Source organism: Erwinia sp. E_sp_B01_1 (assembly GCF_036865545.1).
Taxonomy (GTDB): Bacteria; Pseudomonadota; Gammaproteobacteria; order Enterobacterales; family Enterobacteriaceae; genus Erwinia.
In genome coordinates, this window is record NZ_CP142208.1 from 3,689,696 (window position 1) to 3,711,270 (window position 21,575).

Annotated in this window: 14 protein-coding genes and 3 pseudogenes; 9 read left to right on the forward strand and 8 right to left on the reverse strand. The window is 48.1% G+C overall.

Features of this window, described 5'->3' with window-relative positions:
• Positions 1-43: 43 nt before the first annotated feature.
• The 3 genes from VRC33_RS17255 to VRC33_RS17265 all read right to left on the reverse strand — a co-directional run bounded on the left by VRC33_RS17255 (position 44) and on the right by VRC33_RS17265 (position 4,267).
• Entirely contained in the window at positions 44-2,479 is a 2,436-nt protein-coding gene (locus VRC33_RS17255) for a DEAD/DEAH box helicase family protein (RefSeq protein ID WP_338557567.1), read from the reverse strand.
• 781 nt (positions 2,480-3,260) lie between these two features.
• Entirely contained in the window at positions 3,261-3,986 is a 726-nt protein-coding gene (locus VRC33_RS17260) for a DUF4145 domain-containing protein (RefSeq protein WP_338557568.1), read from the reverse strand.
• 41 nt (positions 3,987-4,027) lie between these two features.
• Positions 4,028-4,267: a hypothetical protein gene (locus VRC33_RS17265; RefSeq protein ID WP_338557571.1), complete on the reverse strand. Its 240-nt coding sequence runs from the start codon at positions 4,265-4,267 to the stop codon at positions 4,028-4,030.
• 308 nt (positions 4,268-4,575) lie between these two features.
• On the opposite strand from VRC33_RS17265, the gene VRC33_RS17270 reads away from it, so the two are divergent.
• On the forward strand, positions 4,576-6,303 hold the full coding sequence (locus VRC33_RS17270) for an AAA family ATPase (RefSeq protein WP_338557575.1): 1,728 nt from the start codon (positions 4,576-4,578) through the stop codon (positions 6,301-6,303).
• Positions 6,300-7,715 carry a UvrD-helicase domain-containing protein gene (locus VRC33_RS17275; protein ID WP_338557578.1) on the forward strand — a complete coding sequence of 472 codons (1,416 nt, stop codon included), beginning with the start codon at positions 6,300-6,302 and terminating at the stop codon, positions 7,713-7,715. Before VRC33_RS17270 ends, VRC33_RS17275 begins: the two co-directional genes overlap by 4 nt.
• A 15-nt stretch (positions 7,716-7,730) precedes the next feature.
• Here the strand turns inward: VRC33_RS17275 and VRC33_RS17280 are convergent.
• The 5 genes and pseudogenes from VRC33_RS17280 to VRC33_RS17300 form a co-directional block, all read right to left on the reverse strand.
• Positions 7,731-7,895: pseudogene (locus VRC33_RS17280) on the reverse strand (phage virion morphogenesis protein); the annotation flags it as partial.
• Positions 7,888-8,083: pseudogene (locus tag VRC33_RS17285) on the reverse strand (phage tail protein); the annotation flags it as partial. The pseudogenes VRC33_RS17285 and VRC33_RS17280, both read right to left, overlap by 8 nt.
• 146 nt (positions 8,084-8,229) lie before the next feature.
• A pseudogene (locus VRC33_RS17290) lies at positions 8,230-10,679 on the reverse strand (RNA polymerase subunit sigma-70).
• 1 nt (position 10,680) lies between these two features.
• A complete protein-coding gene (locus VRC33_RS17295) occupies positions 10,681-12,909 on the reverse strand; it encodes a DEAD/DEAH box helicase family protein (protein ID WP_338564327.1) in 2,229 nt (742 codons plus the stop codon).
• A 286-nt stretch (positions 12,910-13,195) separates the two neighbouring features.
• Entirely contained in the window at positions 13,196-15,175 is a 1,980-nt protein-coding gene (locus VRC33_RS17300; RefSeq protein ID WP_338557581.1) for a TIR domain-containing protein, read from the reverse strand.
• Positions 15,176-15,569: 394 nt separating this feature from the next.
• Here VRC33_RS17300 and VRC33_RS17305 point away from each other — a divergent pair, with 394 nt between their 5' ends.
• The 7 genes from VRC33_RS17305 (at position 15,570) to VRC33_RS17335 (ending at position 21,564) form a co-directional block, all read left to right on the forward strand.
• Positions 15,570-16,043: a hypothetical protein gene (locus VRC33_RS17305; protein ID WP_338557583.1), complete on the forward strand. Its 474-nt coding sequence runs from the start codon at positions 15,570-15,572 to the stop codon at positions 16,041-16,043.
• A gap of 356 nt (positions 16,044-16,399) precedes the next feature.
• A complete protein-coding gene (locus VRC33_RS17310; protein WP_338557585.1) occupies positions 16,400-17,254 on the forward strand; it encodes a PA4780 family RIO1-like protein kinase in 855 nt (284 codons plus the stop codon).
• Positions 17,255-17,897: 643 nt separating this feature from the next.
• Positions 17,898-18,860 carry a sugar-binding transcriptional regulator gene (locus VRC33_RS17315; RefSeq protein ID WP_338557586.1) on the forward strand — a complete coding sequence of 321 codons (963 nt, stop codon included), beginning with the start codon at positions 17,898-17,900 and terminating at the stop codon, positions 18,858-18,860.
• A 135-nt stretch (positions 18,861-18,995) separates the two neighbouring features.
• Complete coding sequence (locus VRC33_RS17320) at positions 18,996-19,802, forward strand: SDR family oxidoreductase (RefSeq protein WP_338557589.1); 807 nt, start codon at positions 18,996-18,998, stop codon at positions 19,800-19,802.
• Between the two features lie 9 nt (positions 19,803-19,811).
• Positions 19,812-20,219, forward strand: a complete 408-nt coding sequence (locus VRC33_RS17325; protein WP_338557592.1) for a mannose/fructose/sorbose PTS transporter subunit IIA — start codon at positions 19,812-19,814, stop codon at positions 20,217-20,219.
• Positions 20,219-20,704 (forward strand): mannose/fructose/sorbose PTS transporter subunit IIB, encoded by a 486-nt coding sequence (locus VRC33_RS17330; RefSeq protein WP_338557595.1) that lies wholly within the window; start codon positions 20,219-20,221, stop codon positions 20,702-20,704. Before VRC33_RS17325 ends, VRC33_RS17330 begins: the two co-directional genes overlap by 1 nt.
• A gap of 68 nt (positions 20,705-20,772) precedes the next feature.
• Complete coding sequence (locus VRC33_RS17335; RefSeq protein WP_338557596.1) at positions 20,773-21,564, forward strand: PTS mannose/fructose/sorbose transporter subunit IIC; 792 nt, start codon at positions 20,773-20,775, stop codon at positions 21,562-21,564.
• The last annotated feature ends 11 nt before the right edge of the window (positions 21,565-21,575 follow it).

Genomic DNA, 21,575 nt, shown 5'->3' on the forward strand with positions numbered 1-21,575 from the left:
CACCGGAAGCCTTAGCTCCCGGTGGCAGAAAAGTGTCGTGCAATCAGGCGGAGCGTGGCGACGGCTGGTAGATTTCGTTTTCCAGTTCGTTCACGGCGTTCTCATAGGATTTTTTATCGCCAAAGCTGTTTTTGATGATCTCTAACGGGCGGCCAAGAGTATCGAAAGGTTTCAGTTTTAGCACCTGAATATCTTCAATTTCGTGTACACCCTGATCGGCATATTTGTCCAGCAGCGTATTCAAAACGTTCTGTGCGGGGGCGGAATATTTGGTGAAATAATTACGCTTACGCACGTTGTCCGCGCGTTCACGACGCGTCAGCGGTGGCTGGCCGTAAACCACGTGGCAGAGTAGATCAAACGGGTCGAGATCTTTACCCACTTCTTCCGCCAGTACTTCCCACAAAATGCCCAGTTCCTTCAGTTCATCGATGATCACCTGTTTGCGGGTGGCAGACTGCCACTTACGGGTAAAATCATCAAGTGATGCGTAGTCTTTGTCTTTCAGCAGGGTTTTGCGGGTGTAATCCTGGAAGGATTCGGTGACCAGTTTCCCGTCCGCATCGTAATACTGAACGCGTTTTGCCAGCACTTTAACCGTCACGCCATTCACGTAGAATTTACGGATTGGACGTTCTTCATCTTCTTCAAAAGGCGCGAAATCCGGATCGGGCGTAACGTTATATTCCCCCGGTGTTTCGTGTGCTGCGAAGACATCAGGAAGCGGTGTTTCATCCGTAGATTCATCTTCCAGCATTTCATCAAACTCAGAATCCGGATCGGAGATATCCTCCGGCGTGGTGCGGATCACTTTTTCCGGCACGCCATCAAAACGTTCATCGGCAAACAGTTCCGTGGCTTTTTTGAAGTCGAGAATGGTGAACCACAGTTTGCCAAATTTCTCGTTGATACGCGTACCGCGCCCGATGATCTGTTTGAATTTGGTCATGGACTGAATGTTTTGGTCCAGCACTACCAGCTTGCAGGTTTGGGCATCGACTCCAGTACTCATTAGCTCGGAGGTGGTGGCGATAACCGGATACGGCTTTTTCGGATTGATGAAGTTATCCAGCTGTGCCTTGCCAATAGCATCATCACCCGTAATTTTCATTACATACTTTTCATTTTCCAACACCCGCTCCGCGTTGAGGATCACCAGCGCGTGGCGCATCCTGTCCGCGTGGTCGATGTCGTTACAAAAAACGATAGTTTTATCCATCGGGTTAGTGCGTTTTAAGTAGTCGGTGATAGTTTGCGCCACCAGCATTGTGCGTTCTTCAATGACCAAGTTACGGTCAAAATCCTTGATGTTATAAATACGATCCTCAATGGCTTGACCATATTTATCCAACTGCCCTTTAATAGGCCGCCAGCCCTGTACGTCCACATTGATATCCACACGGACCACTTTGTAGGGCGCCAGAAACCCGTCTTCAATCCCTTCTTTTAGAGAATAGGTATAAACCGGTTCGCCGAAATAATCGGTGTTGGAGACCTCATCTGTTTCTTTCGGGGTTGCCGTCAGGCCGATCTGCGTGGCGCTGCTGAAATAATCAAGAATTTCGCGCCAGGCGCTGTCTTCCGACGCGCTGCCACGATGACATTCGTCAATGACAATCAAATCGAAGAAATCAGGAGCGACCTGTTTGTAAGCTTTCTGATGTTCTTCCGGCCCGGTAATGGCCTGATAAAGCGCCAGCTGAATTTCATATGCCGGATCGATATTCCTTCCGGTAACTTTTGCCATCGCGGTGCCAAAAGGCTGGAAATCATTATTCTTTGACTGATCGACGAGGATATTACGGTCGGCAAGGAACAAAATGCGTTTCTTATTTTTTGCCTTCCATAAACGCCAGATAATTTGAAACGCGGTGTAGGTTTTACCGGTACCGGTCGCCATCACCAGCAGTACCCGCTTTTGTCCGGCAGAGACGGCAGCAATCGTTTTGTTGATGGCCTGAAGCTGATAATAACGCGGTGATTTACCGGTGCTGTCATCGTAATAATCCTGACTAATGACCGGTAGTTGCTCAGCGGTAAATCCTTTCCATACGCAATATTTTTCCCAAAGCTGTTGTGGTGCCGGGAAATCGGCGAGCGATATTTCAGACTCAAGCTGTGAGGGATTGGTTTTGTCGTGAAAAATAAAACCATCGCCGTTGGAAGCAAACACAAAAGGCACATCAAGCAAACGAGCGTAATTCAGCCCTTGCTGCATGCCTTTACCCATCTCATACTTATTGGCCTTAGCTTCTACAACCGCAAGCGGCAATCCGGGCTTGTGGTAAAGCACGATATCAGCGGACTTCACAGTCAGGCGTGCCGCCAGCTTTCCGCGCACCACGACTTTCCCATCGCGAAGTTTTACCTCCTGGCGAATCTGCGTCATCACATCCCAACCCGCTTGTTGAATTGCAGGCAGGATGAATCTTGTGATGATGTCCGTTTCGGTCAGATGAGTTTTGTTAACGCCAGCCATAGCAGAGTTCCCAACGATGGTGTGTGTTTTCAGATTAACTTACAAAGGTGTTTCAAATCATGACTTAAAACTAGGTTTTAATCCATAAGCCAACACAGTGCGTGCCTTTCACGAAAAATTCGTAATGAAAAAACATCCCAGGATTGCCGATAATTGTCCTCTCATTGAGAAGACTAGCTAATGCAACTCCTGCAACTCTGGATTAGCGGGAAGCGCCACAATATTTTCTCTACCAAATCATTCTGTCAGCTTAAGGCAACCACACGACCGACGGCAAGAGTGCTGTAAGACCCGCTTTATGACTATTTATGGCCAGGAAGAGAATATGTTTTCCTCCAGCTAGAAAATAGCAACATTAAACCGGTGATTTCCACAGGCCAAAACGATTTCATCTCGCTCGTCCTGAGACCACAACATGAGAACTGGCGGAGACATCGGCTCACTGAGCGCCCATCCGTTTATCACGACTTCTTCAGCGCCCCCACCAAAAACACCACTAATTCATTGATTTTAATATTTAAAAAAATCATTATGAATTTCTGCTATCGGTGCCCAACCGAGGATCAGAACATCATATTTACCCAATCTGGATAATAGCCATCGAAAGAATAGAACCATTAAGTTGGTCCAAGGCACCAGCTTTTCGTCAGTGACTGCCAAGCTGAGACCGGTTGATTCACATACATTTCTTCTTATACTCCCGATTTATGAATACAAATAAAAGACAGCGCCGGATGATACAGATGTTACAGTCTATTTGCGGCCAATGACCTGACCCGATTCAGTTCCCTTGCTCCGGACGAAAACGCTTATCCAGATCGGCCGCCAGCTGTTTAATACTCTTCGTTGAACCTGCGTAAAGCTTACTGAGAACAAACTCAATAATCCGATAGGCTTGGTCGATATCAAAAGCATTGACGCGGTCCAGCTCATGACTTCCCGCATTACCCAGCCATTTAATCGCCATCAGAGCCGCTTTATGTTCACTGAACTGTTCAGGGAGTGCTTCAATCCTTCTGTGGAGCGAACGCATTACCGGTACACCTAACGCAGTCATCAACTCTTCGAGAGCAATGCGTATCGCATTTGCAGCCGCATTAGGAGCGCTCAGAAACAACCCGAATGACTGCATCAAGGGCTGAGCCACATTTTCCGGACAATGTGGCGGAACAGCAAAGGCCGGTAGCGGCGGAATAAAATGTCTGGCCTGGAATAGCTCGTAATGTGGCTCATCACCGTCTTCTCCGTAATTTTGATGAACACCACCGCTGCCACTGACAGCGACAACCGTTTCACAACGGGCACGTTCACATTTCAGCAGGCAGCTGAAGACAAGATAAATGTCCTCGTATTCCCCCTCAGGTTCTTTCCAACGAGCGACAGACTCCGGAAGCGCTGCGTAATGAAAAGTACCTTCCTGTATGGCCAGAGAAGTTGAGTGACAGGATGGACATGCCCAGTTCGGACAATGATTTTCGGTAAAATGAGTCAAAAGTGATGGATTCATGGTTTTTTGTCTTCCGTACTCGCTGGTGTATCTGCTTACTGTTATTGCGAGCAGTCTATTATTTCAGATGGCTTTTCATTTTCGGGTGACCAGTAGCCACCGCTGCCATGATAGGTTTCTGCGGCAAGAACGAACTGAGTTCGGCAATAGTTACATACGAAATGATAATCAACTATATCGCCCCACACCATCTTCTCAGCACACTCGTGGAAGCTATATTGATTCCAGCCATTTGTCGTTTCAATTTCGGACAGCGTTCCTTCATTCAGCGTTTCTGGCAATACGAATTGCTTTTCGTAGTTGATCTGGTGCCCGGATAACGTATTTCTCGCACAGTTCCTGAGAATGTTCGCAGCTCATTTAGTGGTACCTCGTGTTGTTGCTCATGGATGCACCAAGCCCATCGCCTCCAGGTTGATTGTCATTCACCATGTGGGCAGTCAGGTGGAGAGGCTTGCGTACCTCATCTTAATGTTTCTTCAACCAAACCAGGATACCCACTGCATCACAATTAAATCAGAAAGGGTGTATCATAATTCCTGCCATTTCGACGCAAATACAACATTAGTGGATTACGAGGGAACGACACATGGCTGTTATCCGCCACATCAGCATTCAAAATTTTCGCGCCATACGGCAGGCTGAATGGTTTCCTGGTCCAGGACTGAACTGCCTGATTGGCCCCGGAGATTCTGGAAAATCGACCCTCGTTGACGCTATTGACTTGGTGCTCGGAGCGCGAAGATCGTTCACATTCAGTGATGCCGATTTTCATCTCATGAATTCGGCCATACCAGTCTGCATCAGTGTAACTCTCGGACAGCTTGATGACGGACTTCGGAATCTCGAGACCTATGGGCGTTATCTTCGTGGCTTCAACAGCGAAACGAAGGAAATCCATGATGAACCTCAGGGAGGAGATGAAACGGTACTCACATTGAGAATGGTCGTCGGTGCAGATCTCGAACCAGACTGGTGCTTATTTTCAGAACGAGCAACAGCGGAAGGGCTGGAGAAGAGATTACTGTGGAAGCACCGGGAGCAGTTAAGCCCTACTCGTCTTGGGGCTACCTCGCATCATCATCTGGCATGGGGCAACCGCTCAGTGCTGAATAAATTATCTGCAGAAGATTTTGATATCAGTTCAACGTTGGCAGAACTGTCCCGACAGACGCGACACAACTTTGCTGCCCGGCAACTACCGCAGTTGGATAACATCCTGACCGAGGTCAGAACCATTGCAAATGAGTTAGGCGTTCAGGTCGGAGAACTTAAAGCGTTGCTGGACGTGAATGGCGTCTCCCTTTCTAACAGCGCAATCAGCCTGCATAACAGTGATAACACGCCACTGAGAATGCTTGGAACAGGATCAACCCGATTGCTGGTGAGCGGCTTACAAAAAGCTGTCGGAAGTCCGGGGATCATACTGGTTGATGAAGCAGAGTACGGGCTGGAGCCTTACAGAATCAGCCGACTCTTGCATCAACTGGGGTCTCGTGATGATGAACCCGCTTCGCAGGTGTTCATCACCACCCATTCCCCATATGTTCTCAGGGAACTCAAGGCAACCCAGCTCTGTGTGTTGCGAAAACTAGAACAACCAGCCCCAGAGCCTTCACACAATTTTCTGACACTAAGTGGAGACGATCAGGAACAAGCTACCTTAAGGGCCTGCGCTGAAGCCTTTTTCAGCAAAGCCGTAATTGTGGGCGAAGGTGGAACTGAGGTTGGTTTTATCAGAGGGCTGGACTTGTCCAGACAATGCAGGAGAAGAACAGGCTTTCAGGATCAGGGGGCCTTTGCTACAGATGGTGGCGGCGGGGACAATTATTTCAAACGCGCCGAGGTTTTTGCACAACTGGGATATCGTACTGCCTTATTAAAAGATTCAGATATCACCACACCTGCACACAGGCAACAGACAGAACACTGCCGGGCCAGTGGCGTGACCATTTTTGAATGGGGTAATGATTTTTCAACAGAGGGTGCCCTGCTAGCCTGGTGCCCTGCTGAGACTATCCGTGACATCGTTCTTCTTGCTGCGGCTCTGAACAGCCAACAACAGGTGGATCAGCACATTCAGAACTGCTCCCAGGGGGCTTATAACTTTGACACATGCACAGGTGAACCAACAGAAGAAATGAGAACGCCAGTGGCTCACGCTGCAGGCAAATATGGCTGGTTTAAAACGATCGGGAAGGCTGAGGATCTAGCGGAGAATATCGTGGGTCCGGTCATCAATCAGTTTTCGCTACCATTCAAAACAATTATAAGAGATCTGCTGGCATGGGCTGCGGAAAACGGTGACCCACGATGAGTGTGGATGCCGTTTTAAACGCCAGTAAAGGTCTGATTGTAGCGCCAGCGGGATGCGGCAAAACCCACCTGATTATTGAAGCTCTTGGTTTTGCGCAAAGTAAGCCGTATCTCGTGCTGACTCACACAACCGCAGGTGTAACGGCACTCAAAAAGCGACTGAGCCGTTTTGCAATTCCTCCGCGGAACTATGTTGTGACAACAATCGATGGATGGGCTCTGAAAATAGCCGGCTGCTTTCCGGGATTGTGTCCGCTTGATGTGGGTTCTGAAAATCCAACCGTTTTCTACCCTTCTCTTCGCCGTGCCGTACGGAATCTGGTTGTTAACGGTAATATTAGCGAAATCATCACAGCTACTTATTCGCGTTTGCTGGTCGATGAATACCAGGACTGCAATAGCGAGCAACATGAACTGACTTGTGCGCTTTCACGTTTGCTACCAACGATAGTCTTTGGTGACCCGATGCAGTGTATCTTCAGCTTCAGCGGCCCTATGCCAGACTGGAACCGGACAGTTGAAACTTTTTTCCCTACTCTGGCAACCTTACAAACGCCCTGGCGCTGGAACAATGCACAAACGCCAGATTTGGGTCAATGGATCCTTGAACAAAGACATCGCTTACTTCGCCGGGAGCGTATCGACTTGAGATCCTGTCCTGACTATGTCCGTTTTCATCCTCTTTCACGAAATCACAATGACAATATCCAGCGCCAGCAGCGCGAATATTACTCGCTGCTGCGCCAGTTTCCCGACGATTCAGTCTTAGTCATGGGTGATTCACGAAGAGCGTCATCTAGGCATCAATTTGCACAACGAATCAATGGACTTGATGTTGTCGAACCCGTGGATCTGAGTGACGTGATGAGAATGGCCACATCCCTTGATGAGGCTAATGCTGCCAACGTAATGCCAAATCTATTGCAGGCTGCAGCTGAGCTGATGACAAATGTTGGTATTAGCGCAACCCTACGCAGAATTGCTTCTATTCAGGCCGGGCGAAACAGAACACTCCCTTCTTCGCTTGAAAATGCATTAGTAGAGCTTGCTTTGGTACCTACCCGACATAATATGCGAACAACGCTTCTCTTGCTCGAAGAGAAGGACGAGACTCGCGTATTCAGGGCCGGTGCTTTACAGGTTCTAAAAGATGCAATAAACCTGTCCATTAGCTCACCCGAAAAAAGCATTCGTAAGTCAGCTTCTGTCATTCGTGAACAACGCAGATATCAGGGTGAAGGACGCGTATCGCACCGTTCAATAGGTTCAACTCTTCTTCTTAAAGGACTGGAATGTGATCATGCGCTGATACTGAATGTGGGCAATATGGGGGCAAGTGATTTGTATGTTGCGCTCTCCAGGGGGGCTAAATCTGTTACGGTCTTCTCGGATCTTGATGAATTCACACCCTGATTATAGTTTGCAGCTTCTGAAACATCGCCGTTTTGATTGGCCCTTTTTTGCCCTGAGAGGATGGCGCTTTCGCACCTGATAGGGCGTCCCATAAGGCATTTTTTGCTGTCGCCGCCTCGCCGGTGACAGCGCCCCAATCAACCCAGCCAGCTTATCGTCAGAAGGGTTAAAGTCATTCATCCCATTTGCTCACCAGCTCGCCATTGATATACAGCATAGTCGGTCGTGCCACTGGTACTAGCAATAGCGGCTCAGGAGCATAGCTGACGTACAGCGTGCTGTGTTCATCCCTGACATGCGCGCGCGATGAGCTGCAGGCTGATGCTAATATCCGCATTATCCCCGTCGTTCTAATCCATCTGGAATTTTAAATAGTCTCCCTTTTAGTTTCACGCACTTTTGAGCCCCTAGCCAAGTTGATCGCCACTACTGTTAAGTCTGTGGCAATTTGTTTTACCGAAATATACAACAGGTATCCTGAACAGGAAGGATACCCTAGGCCCCTCTCGCTTTGTTAGCCGTTGACCATAGATCGTACTATGCGCCAGTTTTGAATGGCAATAGCAGCCGTTTCACGTGTAATGGCGATATTTTCTTGCAGGGCATCAATATTCTGCTGCAAGGGAGCCCCAGAATCGCAGAGCATGTCCATTGCCGATGATATATTGTTAAAAGGAATCTCCGTGGCCGAATATAGGCCATGTTTTCGGTGCCAGCCCTGTGCTTTGGCATTCAACCGGGCAAGAGAAGCATAGAAAAATTTCGAGTAGCTTCGCTCAAATTGCATGTTCAGTTGTGCTTTAAAAATGGAGGGCTCTACTGGCTTTCCAAAATGCAGAAGCAATGCATGAAGGGCCGCGACATAGTCGTCGATGACGATATTTTTATAGGCGCAGGCAGGTGTGGTGTATAGCATGTGGTCCACCTGAACAACACTTCCTCGCTCAATCAGGTCATCCAGATAAAACGACGCATGTGCTCGGCTTTTACTCTTCAGCAAGTTGGCAATTTCAGGTTTCGTTAGCGGTTTATCACTGTTGTTCATCGCTTCGACAATGACGTCCTTTTGCGTGATGTTCTTAAAGCCTTTCTCCAGCCCGATCGAATCCGCCTGAGATTTTCCGTCGAAGTAAAAACCGTAATCCTCGCCGAAATGTTTCACAAAATGGCGAATGACATAGTAATCATGCTTTTTCAGATTGCGCGAGGCCTGGTAACACTCATTCAGGTGGAACACCGGACGGGAATTTTTCTCGGCGTATTCCATCATTTCCAGAAAAATGTCGTCTATCAGCGCTGCATCGACATCGATAAAACAGGTGTGCTTATAGGTACCCTTGCCGGACAGGTAGATATATTCAGGCTGGTTAAACGCTTCGTGATCCAGACGGTCCTCGTAAACAGGGCTGCGCGAATAATTATTCCCATTGATTAATTTCGCAATATCCAGCCAAGGCAGACCTTTTTCGTGTTTAATCAGCACGCAGGCGCTGGCTTCAGCTTTCTTCAGTTGCAGGGGGTAGACGTTCTCATCTTTAAGCTGGATGACGCCTTGGTGCGCAAGATGACGAATCGCATTGTCAACGTAGGGTATTTCGATGCTGCAGACGGAGGGAATAAACTCCCGGATGTCGTCAAGGTGGATTGGTGCGCCATTCTCGGCAAAGTAGGTATTCAGGATCGCTTTATCAATCTCGGGATAGACATGAGCGATAAGCTCTGTCTGCCCTGACACCATATCCAGAAATTCGAAGAAGTTACGTTCAGAGGAGAAACAGGAAAAAAGCGTCTGCATTTTCACACTAAGGTCCGGCGATATCTCAGGCTCCAGTGCCTCCCAAACCAATGGTTGACTGACCCGCATATGCCCAAGAAATTCTTGTCTTATATCGGCCTGAATCTGGCGAATGCGCTCTCTCGATACGACGTAATCGGCCCCGATCTCTTCGAGGGTCTTTTTTCTTCGACGAACCCCCAGCGGCGTTGGGCAATGTCGACCTTCATTTCACTGCTTTTATCGAAGTAAGATTCGATATCTTCCAGTAAAACGGCTTCAAGTTTATTCAATGGGCAGTTTATAAGCCGTTTTGGAACGATCAAGACGGATTCAAGCGCTAGGTAGTCAATGTCACCATTCTGAATGGCGATGATCTCTTCCCGTAACCTGTCTCTGAATGCCAATAACTGTGTGATACTTCCTTTTCCCCAGGTCGGAATGGCTACTAATTGCTCATATTCGGCATGCAGAATAGCCTGCAACATCTCGCCCATATCTTCCGTTTTAAGATAGCGACCAAATTTTTCCAGTGCTTTCGTATATTTGGTTTCCACGCCCGCAAGGCTCAACCGCATCTGGCTGATATCCACCTTCGCGAAATCAATGCCCATATTAGCAGTGTCGATAGCCTCAACGGCAGGTGCAGACTGAGCCAACTGTTGCAATTCTTTAAAAGTATCAATATACAGCACACCGACGCCAGGCTGTTCAGCCAGCTCGTTGACTGACAACGTGATGAGTTCTCCGAAGGTTTCACCAGGCACAAAATCTGGGTTTATCAGTTGAATGTTTTTCAATCGCTTGATTAATTTCATAAATCGTTCAGGCAATTGAATCGTCTCCAGCGAGGTGGATAAGGCGGGGATCCGCAGGCATTCCATCATCGGTTCATCACGTGCTACCTCGGGCTTTTCCTCAAACTCAGTTTCAACCTGCCTGATTTCCGCGCCATATACGTGAGGCGTCTGCCCGAGGGGGAGCGAAATCTCTACTGCTCGCAGCAAATCCGCAAAATAGACATTTTTCTTCAATGCCATGAATTGCTGCATGCTGAGTTTTTCACAGAGCTCCCAGGCACTGAGCGTTTCTCCGGGCGTGAGCTGACTTTCTTCGACCAGGTTATGGATGAGTTTATTGAGAGCTCGGTCGAGCTGAAGTTGATCTGCAACGATGTCAATTTTTTCCATATTAAAGCGCGTCTTTTAGCTTTTTGAGAAACACGAATGCCGATTGATATTTGTTCTTAATCTGTTCCTGCACATCCGACGGTAATTGCTTAAAGCTGACAAGGTTCAAAGGCTGTCCCCGGTACGTTTCGATCCACGGGCAAACTTCCACTTCCTTCACCGGCATATCACTCACGTCCTGCGGGGCTGTCACTTTAATTCGGGCACTGACAAGGTTGTCGTAATCTGGCAGAAGCTGTTGAGTCTCTTTTTCGCTGAATTCGTACAACGGGTTCACGCCGAAATTCAATGAAATCGTGTAAAAACTTGGTGCCATATTGTTCTCCCCGATAAAGGTATCGAGAAATTCAATCAGTCTCGTGCGCATGGAAGGAATATCCACGTCTTCATTGAATGCGGCTGTCAGGTAGCTCAAATATGAGCCGAAATGGGTGGCAATTTGATCAAAGCTAACGTCATCTAACTCTTGTTCCAGTTCTGCAATGGAGGGCAACTCGTCATTTTTTTCGCGATATCGGCGCAACTTATCCAGCAGTACATCGCGGCTATTAAGCTGCATTTTCATGTCTTCCAGCAGAGCCAGTACTTTCGCCGCCTCTGCGCTGAATTGCACCTCCAGTGAAGTATCATGGTAAACCCCGGGCGCGTCCATCTCCTCCGGATCATCAATAGTGCTGTCGTGATACCTTGGCTGCTGTTCAATCTCTTTTGCTAGGCCCTTAATCTCATTCAACCGCTCAAGGGATCCAACAAAATCTAAGACATGAACAAACTCTTTATTTGGCGTTTTGCGCAACCCACGTCCTAACTGCTGTAACCAGATTGTACGTGACCCGGTATAACGCATAAAGATCAATAGGTTGGTTTCGGGAATATCAATACCTTCATTGAAAAGGTCGCAAACCAAAATGTATTTATAATCCCCTTCCCTGAACAATCGAATATTTTCTCGCCGTTCCTGGTCATACATTTTTGAGTGTACAAGGGTAGCCGTGCCGGGCTCAAAGAACGCAATAAGATGATTCATATGCTGGATATTCCGGCAAAAGATGATCCCTTTTACGTCCTCTATCCCCTGCTCAGTCACTGTTTTGTCGATGAGGCGGACAATCTCATGATCTTTTTTATGCAAAAAAAGCAGTTTATCGATATCGGATAGAGAAAGACCGCTCTCAAGCTGGTCGATCTTATCCTGATCCAGATCGTCAAGCAGGACAAGATATTTGGGGAATGCCAGTTTTTTATTTTTGAGTGCCCAAACCAGATCGAATTTACCGATATGCCCATCGGCGCCACCAAAGAAACTCACTACATCGCGATTATCCGTCCGGTACGGGGTCGCGGTTAGGCCAATCAGGAGTTGCGGCTGGAAAAGCGACACCACCGCAGAATAGGTTTTTGCCAGCGTATGGTGGGCTTCATCGACAATGACGTAATCAAATGCCCCTGCAGATAACGCATCGAGTTTGCTATAGAGCGTATCAAATGACGCAAAGACGAAATCTGTCTCTTCGGGATGTGTGCCGCCGAAACAGGCAGAAAAACTGTAGTTACCAATGCCCAAAACGTTTTTAAATGCGGTAACAGATTGCAGTAAAATCTCGACCTGATGTGCCAGAAATAGCACTCTTGGCCTGCGGCTATTTTGTTGGATTAAGCGCTTAATTAAGTGGGCAACGGTATAGGTTTTGCCTAATCCCGTCGCCATTTCAATCAGCAGTTTTGACTTTCCTGCCGCATGAAGTGCAAGGGCTTCGTTAATCACATCCTGCTGGTAAGTTCGTGGCTTAATGTCACGGCCAATCTCGGAATGCTTAATGACCCACAGATTTTGCAACTCATCCCTGTCTATCAACTCAACGCCGAGTCGTAACGCCCGCGCCTTCACTTCAGAGGTAAACCAGGAGTTGGTAACTAAAATTTTATAGGTAACATTTGCCAGCGTGGCGCCGGTAACTAGTTGATTAAGAGCCTTCACATCTACTGTCGTACCCAGTTGGCGCTGTTTCACCTCAATGGCAAACTTTCGCCTCCCTTTCCAGGCGAAAATATCGACCCCGCCATCACCGTGTTTGAATTCTTTGCCTGTTTGGGTAATTTCGGCATCGGTCCATCCCGATGCAACAAACAAATCGCGAACGAAAATTTCAAAGTCCGAAGAGGAAAGATTATCAATGTCTTTAAATTCCGCGATTAAAGGTTTGTACTGCGGAATGACAGAAACCGTCATAGCACCATTATCCTCCATAAAACAACCACCTTAGCTTAACAGCTACATATTCCCACGAAATATAGGCCGACTTGCCGGGGGGCGCTAAACTTCCCGCCGTGAACAACGTTCACCAATGTAACTAGGAAATAGAGATTTCTCTCGAACCTGGTTAAGAGATACTGATAAAGCTGATGCGTGCAATCGAAACCAAGGGTGGCCTCCACTTGGAAGCCTGCGCGATTGCTGGCGGTGGTACCGATGGTGGATGTGGCGAAAAATATCAGCTCGCCATCTGCCAGCCCACCTACGACTTGCCCAAAAGCTCACCCACACAATGGTGCATCGCATGACCGCTCCTAACAGAGATAGCAGGCAGCTTGCGCGCCTGAGCCGGGACAATCGGAGAATCGTCTAGATTAAAAAGCCATACCTTGATCTTGCCATATTCCTGCTGGTTTATTGCTAGACTCATTTCGTCATAGCACCACGGACTCTGGGCATACTGGCGGCTCCAAAGAATAGCACAAACATCGCTGCGGAGAACCGCTTGCTCGATGGTTGCTGTGATCATCTGATCTGGCCTGATTTCCTCGTCACCAACCAAGACCTCAATACCCTCTTTTAATAGGGCAGCACGCAGTGCATTCGCCATTGCTGAGTCCTGATGAGCAAAACTTACGAAGACCACTTTCGGTCTCTCTGGGCAGGGACTCGACTGCATTCGATCTAACATAAGCCTATTAGCGATCTCAATCGTATGTTCAACGCCATCAATGTCGCACAAAATGCTTGAGTCAAATCCCGGATTAAGTCGCGACCAATCCCGGCGCTCGTATGAGCGCTGCGCCACTCCACCAAGAAATGCGAACGGAATGATTGGAAGACCTTTGGCCTCAGCAAGATGCAAAAGTGTACTAGCCGTTTGCGAAACCTTCCCTCCAAGAGCAACAACCACGTCAGCCTTCTCCAGTGCCTGAATCTGGGCCAAAAACCAAGACTGGAACCATACATCTTCCTCATTGCCCTCTGGGCCAGGGTAGTTCCAATCCTGGATTACGAGCCCAGGCCGTCCGAGTGTTTTGCGTAGAAGGCATCGCTTTTCCTCAACCGTTGAATGGGTGGGACTATGGAACTGGATTACACCACCACACTTAGCGTCCGCATAGCCCATTGCTGCGTAGTAGTCGACCGAATCAGGAAACGGGCTACATATAAGTAGCTGCACTCCTGCTTTCGCGAGAACATGGCCAAGGGTCAACGACACCTTGTGCAAACGTGGAAGTTCAGCATCAGCATCAGCGGTCTCACCGGTGTGACCACCTATGACGAATACAGATTTCACCCGAGAATCAAGCGGAACATCCGACTCTGAAGAAGGCGCGACTTGCACCAATTCTGCCTCTGATCCGAACAATCCAGCTCGAACCGTGTGAATAAAAAACGAAACAGCGTTCCTTGCGGACAAATCTCGAAACTTACCTTTCGCGGCGTCCTCAATTTTTTCTTTTCTTGTGTCCGCGTAGTCAGAAATGCCGCGAATGGCCACGGCCCGCGGGGCTGGAGTACGAACAGTCGCAGCATCATGCACTCCTGCCGACTCCATTTCTAGCGCCGCAACCTTACGATCATGTTCGCGGATGATCCAATCCACAAACCCTGTGCCCTTACCTACTACTGGGCCGCTGGCCAACTTGCGATCATCACCGGCAAATAGCTTGCAGCTACCGCGCAGGATCAGGTCTTTACTAGCAAGGGCGAGCTTTATCTCTTCTGAGATGAGCTCAGCCCTGAAATTTTGCGTGTCTTGCTGCCACCGCTTGTAATAGTCTCTGTTAGTGTGTGCGAAGAATTGAAACCTATTGAGTAGCCTCAACGAGCTTTGAAATTGGTTACCTGAAGTGGTAAAGCTCCAGTTCTTACCCTCCCCAAGGGTTGCAGAATTTGCCATGTACTCATTCACAGTGTCCGGAATAAATACATCGCCGGGCTCCATGTCGTTTACCAGTGATCCTGCTATGCCCAGCACCACGATATTGGCAGGATTCAGCTTCTCGATAAGTGCTGAAGTAAGACTAGCGGATCGGGTGTTGCCCATCTTCCCAGCTGCGAACACTGCCACTTCGAAGTTTCTGTTAAGAGTAGGCGAGGCGATTTTGCCAAAGAAACCTGTCAGAGCAACATCTATCTGCTCTTGTGATTTAAAATCAGGCCCTAGCATCTCTATGACAACATCAAACTCCTCGCTTAGAGCCACATACAGCAGGATATCGATACCCTTATCCATATCTTGTTACCTTCCATAATGTTGATTTACGTGGTTGGATCCGCTGCTCACTGCGACCACTTAATGCCCCGAAGGGTAACATCAGAGATCGCATTTTTACGGCAAAGTTCGCGAGCGAAAATACTCGTTTAGGCTTCGCGGATAATACTGATGATTTGATCGTCAGAGAAACACTTCTTCATGGGATTCCCTCACTTTGATAATGAAGACATTACTAACATCACGGTGTACTAATCATTAGGGAGCAGGTCAACCATACAATCAGTGAACTTTGCCGTGCTAAAATTTCCGTCTATTGTTTATAACTGCCTAATTACTTAAACGATAGCAGATGTACAAATTGCTCCTGCGCATACTTAAAGGCATAGAAAAAACTGAACAGGTGTAACAGTTGATGGATAAAACGCTTGAACTATCGCTCTCACCGGTTAAGGCCCAGGTAGGTAACGCCCCGGCTCAGGCAGCCATCTTTTTTGAAGGAAATCCAACAGGCTTCGTGATTGACGGAGTGTTGCTTGAAGCCGCGCTAAGAGTCGATGAGCGCCGCTTTCTGATGTTTGTTACTGATGACATTATTTATGAAGAGATGCTGACGATCCTGCTACTCGATCTTTCTCGAGGCATAGTAGATAAATTGGTTATCGGAAGTGCTTACAATTCAGGCTGCTTTGAAGATTTAAAGGTCCTGCCCCATTTAGCAAGCTTCAGCTTTATCGGCGATACAACCTGGACCGTGAGAGTCTTGCCAACCCCATCGTTACGGCTACCCTTCTCCGATCCTCGCGGTGTAAGCCGTCCAGTGGGATTAAGAAAATACATCGATATCTCCGCTAACCCTCCACCAGCCAGAGCAAATGATAGTCGTTAAGGCAATCTACAGACTTATTTCATATCGCCAGAACAGGCGGCAAAGCTGCAAGACGCCAGGGTATTGATACAAACTCAGGGATAAAAACAAGTTTCGCTCTAAAAAAGTCCCTATAAACAATAAATTAAAAAATCAACACGGACTTTGCCACCGCTATTCCCCTCACCCCCATACAGTCAGGCCTTTCTGGCGCACAGGGTGAAAACCTGGCGGGGTTTTTTATGCCTGTAATTTCTCGAAAATCCCCGCAATTTTTCGGTAAGATTGCTTCCATTGTTCAAACTCTGCCAATTTTTTCACTATCGTCCTCTCTGGTATTGATACGAAAAGCGGCTGAAATAAGGTATAAAAGCCGCATGAAAATCCCAAACAGAATCCAGCCTCTGGTCGACGATGGCCTGATAGATGAAGTGCTTCAGCGACTCAAAAGCGGTAAAGAAGCAGATGTGTACACCGTTTTATGTGGCGACAAGATCCAGTGTGCCAAGGTGTACAAAGAAGCTACGCAGCGCAGCTTCAAGCAGGCGGTGCAGTATCAGGAAGGACGTAAAAACCGTAATTCCCGCAACACCCGTGCGATGCAAAAAGGCTCGAAATTTGGACGCAAGCAACAGGAAGAGTCCTGGCAAATGGCGGAAGTCAACGCGTTGTTCCGTCTGGCTGATGCCGGAGTCCGCGTGCCCCAGCCTTACATCTGTGTTGATGGTGTGTTGCTGATGGAGCTGGTCACGGACGCTGATGGCGCGGTTGCTCCACGCCTTGGTGATGTGATCTTATCCGAAGAAAGTGCCGTTGCTGATTTCCATACGATGATCCGCAATATCGTACGCATGTTATGTGCCGGCATTGTCCATGGTGATTTGTCAGAGTTTAACGTGCTGCTTGATGCGCAGGGACCGGTGATTATCGACCTGCCACAGGCTGTAGATGCTGCCGCCAATAATCTTGCCGCTTCCATGTTTGAACGTGACGTTAATAACATCACGGCTTACTACGGTCAGTTTGCCCCGCAACTCTTGCAGACACGTTATGCAAAAGAGATCTGGCTGTTATATGAAGATGGAAAATTAACGCCAGAAACGCCGCTGACCGGTCTGTTTGTAGAAGATAACCATGAAGTGGATATGGGCTCGCTGATGGATGAAATCATTTCAGCAGAAGATGAATATTATGATCGCCAGCGGGCCATTAAAGAGCGCGACGATGAGTAAATGCCGGACCGGGATAAGTCATTAACAGGATATTTTCGACACAGGGAACCTGTCAGAAAGGTTTCCCGCCTCGGGGAGCGTAAATCAGTTCAGTATCTTTAGAATTACGACAGTTCTCCGTCCTCTTCAGGAAAGCTGGAAGCCCACTTGCAGAACACTGGTGGGCTTTTTTGTGTCCTGCTGGCTCCGGGCGTTCAGTTATTTTCACCTGCACATTTTTCCCGTGACGCCTCTGCTTTTTTACTTCCCAACTTTTCAGTTACCTTCTGTTTTTTTATTCCTCCAGCCATTCGCCTGATGCCCCACTCCTCAATCTTGTGTGATCCCCTTATCATTTCACTACAAAAGTGCGCTGCCTTTAAAGCCGCAACTTTTCCTTATTAATAACTCACTAATCAATGTGTTACGTCCGGATGCACAAATGTGCCACAGCACGCACATCTTATGGACAATTGTGCAAGATAATCGCGGAATTCTGCCTGATGATTCAGCAGATTATTACTTTGAAAATCGGTCTGGATAGGCGTAAATCAGCACATGAACGGAGCAATGGAGTTTGCACAAATGTGCAGAGGGTGAGTGTTCAGGTCCATCACGCTCTCTCCGGCCAATGAGATTGCCCGGTACGATTCAGAGGAAAAAGATGACCACAGATAACAGCGACGACCTTCGGCTGATGGTAAAAATCGCACAACTCTATTATGAGCAAGATATGACCCAGGCACAGATTGCGCGGGAACTGGGGATTTATCGTACCACCATCAGTCGGCTTTTGAAGCGGAGTCGTGAGCAGGGCATCGTCACTATTGCCATCAACTACGATTACAACGATAACCTGTGGCTGGAGCAGCAGCTTAAGCAGAAGTTCGATCTGAAAGAGGCCGTGGTGATCAGCGGTAAAAACGCTCCGGAAGAGGTACAGCTCAATCTTATGGGTTTACAGGGTGCTCAGATGCTGGAGCGGTTACTCAAGCCTGGCGACATTATTGGTTTTTCATGGGGGCGTGCGGTTCATGCACTGGTCGAAAACCTGCCACAGTTCAGCCAGTCTCGCCAGCTTATCTGTGTCCCTGTGATTGGTGGACCTTCAGGCAAGCTGGAAAGTCGTTACCACGTGAACACTTTGGCTTATGCCGCGGCAGCAAAACTGAAAGCTGAATCTTATCTTGCTGACTTTCCCGCCCTGCTGGATAACCCGTTAATCCGTAACGGTATTATGCAGTCAGGCCACTTCAAATCGATTTCCGGGTACTGGGAAAATCTGGACATTGCATTGGTGGGGATTGGCTCTCCCGCCATCAGCAATGGGGCAAACTGGCACGCCTTCTATGGCGATGAAGCCAGTGAGGATTTGCACGCCCGCAAGGTCGCAGGAGATATCTGCTCACGATTTTACGATATTGAGGGCAAGGCGATGGAAACCAGCATGAGTGAAAAAACACTTTCCATTGAAATGCACAAGTTAAAACGGGCCCGTTATTCAGTCGGAATCGCCCTGGGGGAAAATAAATACAGCGGCATTCTGGGCGCATTGAAGGGGAAATATATCAATTGCCTGATCAGTAACCGGGAAATAGCTGAATTACTACTAAACCAAAGTTCATAAGGAGATAACCGGGAATTCAGGAGCCATAAAAACAAAACACACATACTGAAATTAAACACATTATTTTTATCCATAAAGGAGAATTGGGCAATATTCATTGTTCAGACCTCCTTGTATCAAAATCAGGAGTTGATAATGAAAACATGGTTAAACTTACAGGACAAGATCATTATTGTCACCGGCGGCGCCTCAGGAATAGGTCTGGCAATAGTAGAGGAATTACTTGAACAAGGCGCGAATGTCCAGATGGCAGACATCAGCGGCGACAAGAGTGAACATCGGGATGGCCGTCTTTACCGATTCTGGCCAACGGATATTTCCAGTTTCAGTCAGGTTAAAAACACTGTTGAAGAGATTATTCAACACTTTGGCCGTATTGATGGTCTGGTCAATAATGCTGGAGTTAACCTCCCCCGTTTGCTGGTTGATGAGAAGTCCCCTTCGGGACGGTATGAATTAAATGAAGCCGTTTTTGAGAAGATGGTCAATATTAATCAGAAAGGCGTCTTTATGATGTCGCAAGCTGTAGCACGCCAGATGGTAAAACAGCGCAGCGGCACGATTGTTAATGTCTCTTCGGAAAGCGGCCTGGAAGGCTCAGAAGGTCAGAGTTGTTATGCCGCAACCAAGGCCGCACTCAACAGTTTTACCCGCTCATGGTCCAAAGAATTGGGCAAACATGGCATCCGGGTCGTGGGCGTGGCGCCTGGCATCCTGGAAAAAACCGGGCTGCGCACGCCGGAATATGAAGAGGCGCTGGCATGGACACGCAATATAACCGTTGAGCAGCTACGTGAAGGTTACACCAAAAATTCAATCCCGATTGGTCGTGCGGGCCGCCTGACAGAAGTGGCTGATTACGTCAGTTTTCTGCTTTCAGAACGGGCCAGCTACATAACCGGTGTAACCACGAATATTGCAGGCGGTAAAACCCGCGGCTGAGGAGCCTCTATGGTTAATGCACTATTTTGCGCGCACGGCAAACTCGCCAGTGCCATGCTGGAGTCGGTGCAGATGGTTTATGGCACCACCAGCGTACAGGCAGTGGAGTTTGTCCCCGGTGAAAACGCCAGCGATATTGTGGCAAAGCTGGAACAGTTAATCAGCCTGAACAGGGAAGCAGAGTGGTTAATTGCAGTGGATTTACAGTGCGGAAGCCCCTGGAATGCCGCCGCCTCGCTGGCAATGCATAATGCACGTCTAAGAGTCATCAGTGGGCTTTCATTACCCCTGGCGCTGGAGTTAGTGGATAACCAGAACAGTATGAATATTGATGAGCTCTGTAATCATCTCACTAAGATCGCACTTCAAACCTGTGTGGTCTGGCAACCTCTGGAAATCGCTGAGGAGGATTTCTGATGAACATTACGCTCGCCCGAATAGATGACAGGCTGATTCACGGCCAGGTCACGACAGTCTGGTCTAAAATCGCCAACGCACAGCGCATTATTATCTGTAATGATGAAGTATTTAATGATGAAGTTCGTCGCACTTTATTACGCCAGGCAGCCCCGCCGGGCATCAAAGTCAATGTGGTGAATATTGAAAAAGCCGTTGCGGTTTATCACAACCCACAATATCAGGGAGAAAATGTATTTTATCTGTTTACTAACCCGCAGGATGTATTAAAAATGGTTAACCTCGGTGTAAAAATAGACACCGTTAACATAGGCGGTATGGCATGGCGGCCAGGCAGACAACAGTTAACTAAAGCTGTCTCTTTAGCTGATGAAGATATTACGGCCTTTAAGGCTCTGGATGAAATTGGCGTAAAACTGGATTTGCGGGTCGTCGCTTCAGATCCTTCAGTGAATATAATTGATAAAATAAAAACCTCGTTTTAATTAAAAAGCCTCACCAGCAGTTTAATGCCTTTACCGGCAGGGATATTTATACTCTAAAGGTGACACTCATGGAAATCAGTACGCTACAAATAATAGCCATATTTATCTTTTCCTGTATCGCGGGCATGGGCAGTGTTCTGGATGAATTTCAGACTCATCGGCCATTAATCGCCTGTACTCTGATTGGTTTAATACTCGGTGACCTGAAGACCGGAATTATGCTCGGGGGAACGCTGGAGCTTATTGCGCTGGGATGGATGAATGTCGGTGCGGCGCAATCTCCGGATTCCGCCCTCGCCAGTATTATTTCCGCCATTCTGGTCATAGTAGGACAGCAAAGTATTGCCACGGGTATCGCCATTGCCCTTCCTGTGGCCGCAGCAGGTCAGGTACTGACCGTTCTTGCCCGTACCCTCACCGTAGTCTTCCAGCACGCAGCGGACAAAGCCGCAGAACAGGCGAGATTCCGCACTATCGATATCCTGCATGTTTCCGCTCTTGGCGTTCAGGCATTGCGCGTTGCTGTACCCGCTCTGGTTGTCTCCCTGTTCGTCAGCGCGGATATGGTCAGCCATATGCTTAATGCCATTCCGGTATTCGTGACCCAGGGCCTGCAAATTGCCGGAGGGTTCATCGTGGTGGTGGGCTATGCCATGGTGCTGCGCATGATGGGCGTGAAGTACCTGATGCCCTTCTTTTTCCTCGGTTTCCTTGTTGGCGGCTACCTCAATTTCAGCCTGCTGGCTTTTGGTTGCGTGGGCATGATCATCGCCCTGGTGTATGTCCAGCTGAATCCGCAATGGCGTAAACCCGGTGCCCAGGTTCACTCCGCCTCTGCCCTCGATCAACTTGATGATTAATGGAGCCTTTC

Excerpts from the sequence above, each read along its gene's own strand:
- VRC33_RS17255 (WP_338557567.1), bottom strand. The coding sequence starts at position 2,479 with ATGGCTGGCGTTAACAAAACTCATCTGACCGAAACGGACATCATCACA.
- VRC33_RS17260 (WP_338557568.1), bottom strand. The coding sequence starts at position 3,986 with ATGAATCCATCACTTTTGACTCATTTTACCGAAAATCATTGTCCGAAC.
- VRC33_RS17270 (WP_338557575.1), top strand. The coding sequence starts at position 4,576 with ATGGCTGTTATCCGCCACATCAGCATTCAAAATTTTCGCGCCATACGG.
- VRC33_RS17275 (WP_338557578.1), top strand. The coding sequence starts at position 6,300 with ATGAGTGTGGATGCCGTTTTAAACGCCAGTAAAGGTCTGATTGTAGCG.
- VRC33_RS17295 (WP_338564327.1), bottom strand. The coding sequence starts at position 12,909 with ATGACGGTTTCTGTCATTCCGCAGTACAAACCTTTAATCGCGGAATTT.
- VRC33_RS17300 (WP_338557581.1), bottom strand. The coding sequence starts at position 15,175 with ATGGATAAGGGTATCGATATCCTGCTGTATGTGGCTCTAAGCGAGGAG.
- VRC33_RS17305 (WP_338557583.1), top strand. The coding sequence starts at position 15,570 with ATGGATAAAACGCTTGAACTATCGCTCTCACCGGTTAAGGCCCAGGTA.
- VRC33_RS17310 (WP_338557585.1), top strand. The coding sequence starts at position 16,400 with ATGAAAATCCCAAACAGAATCCAGCCTCTGGTCGACGATGGCCTGATA.
- VRC33_RS17315 (WP_338557586.1), top strand. The coding sequence starts at position 17,898 with ATGACCACAGATAACAGCGACGACCTTCGGCTGATGGTAAAAATCGCA.
- VRC33_RS17320 (WP_338557589.1), top strand. The coding sequence starts at position 18,996 with ATGAAAACATGGTTAAACTTACAGGACAAGATCATTATTGTCACCGGC.
- VRC33_RS17325 (WP_338557592.1), top strand. The coding sequence starts at position 19,812 with ATGGTTAATGCACTATTTTGCGCGCACGGCAAACTCGCCAGTGCCATG.
- VRC33_RS17330 (WP_338557595.1), top strand. The coding sequence starts at position 20,219 with ATGAACATTACGCTCGCCCGAATAGATGACAGGCTGATTCACGGCCAG.
- VRC33_RS17335 (WP_338557596.1), top strand. The coding sequence starts at position 20,773 with ATGGAAATCAGTACGCTACAAATAATAGCCATATTTATCTTTTCCTGT.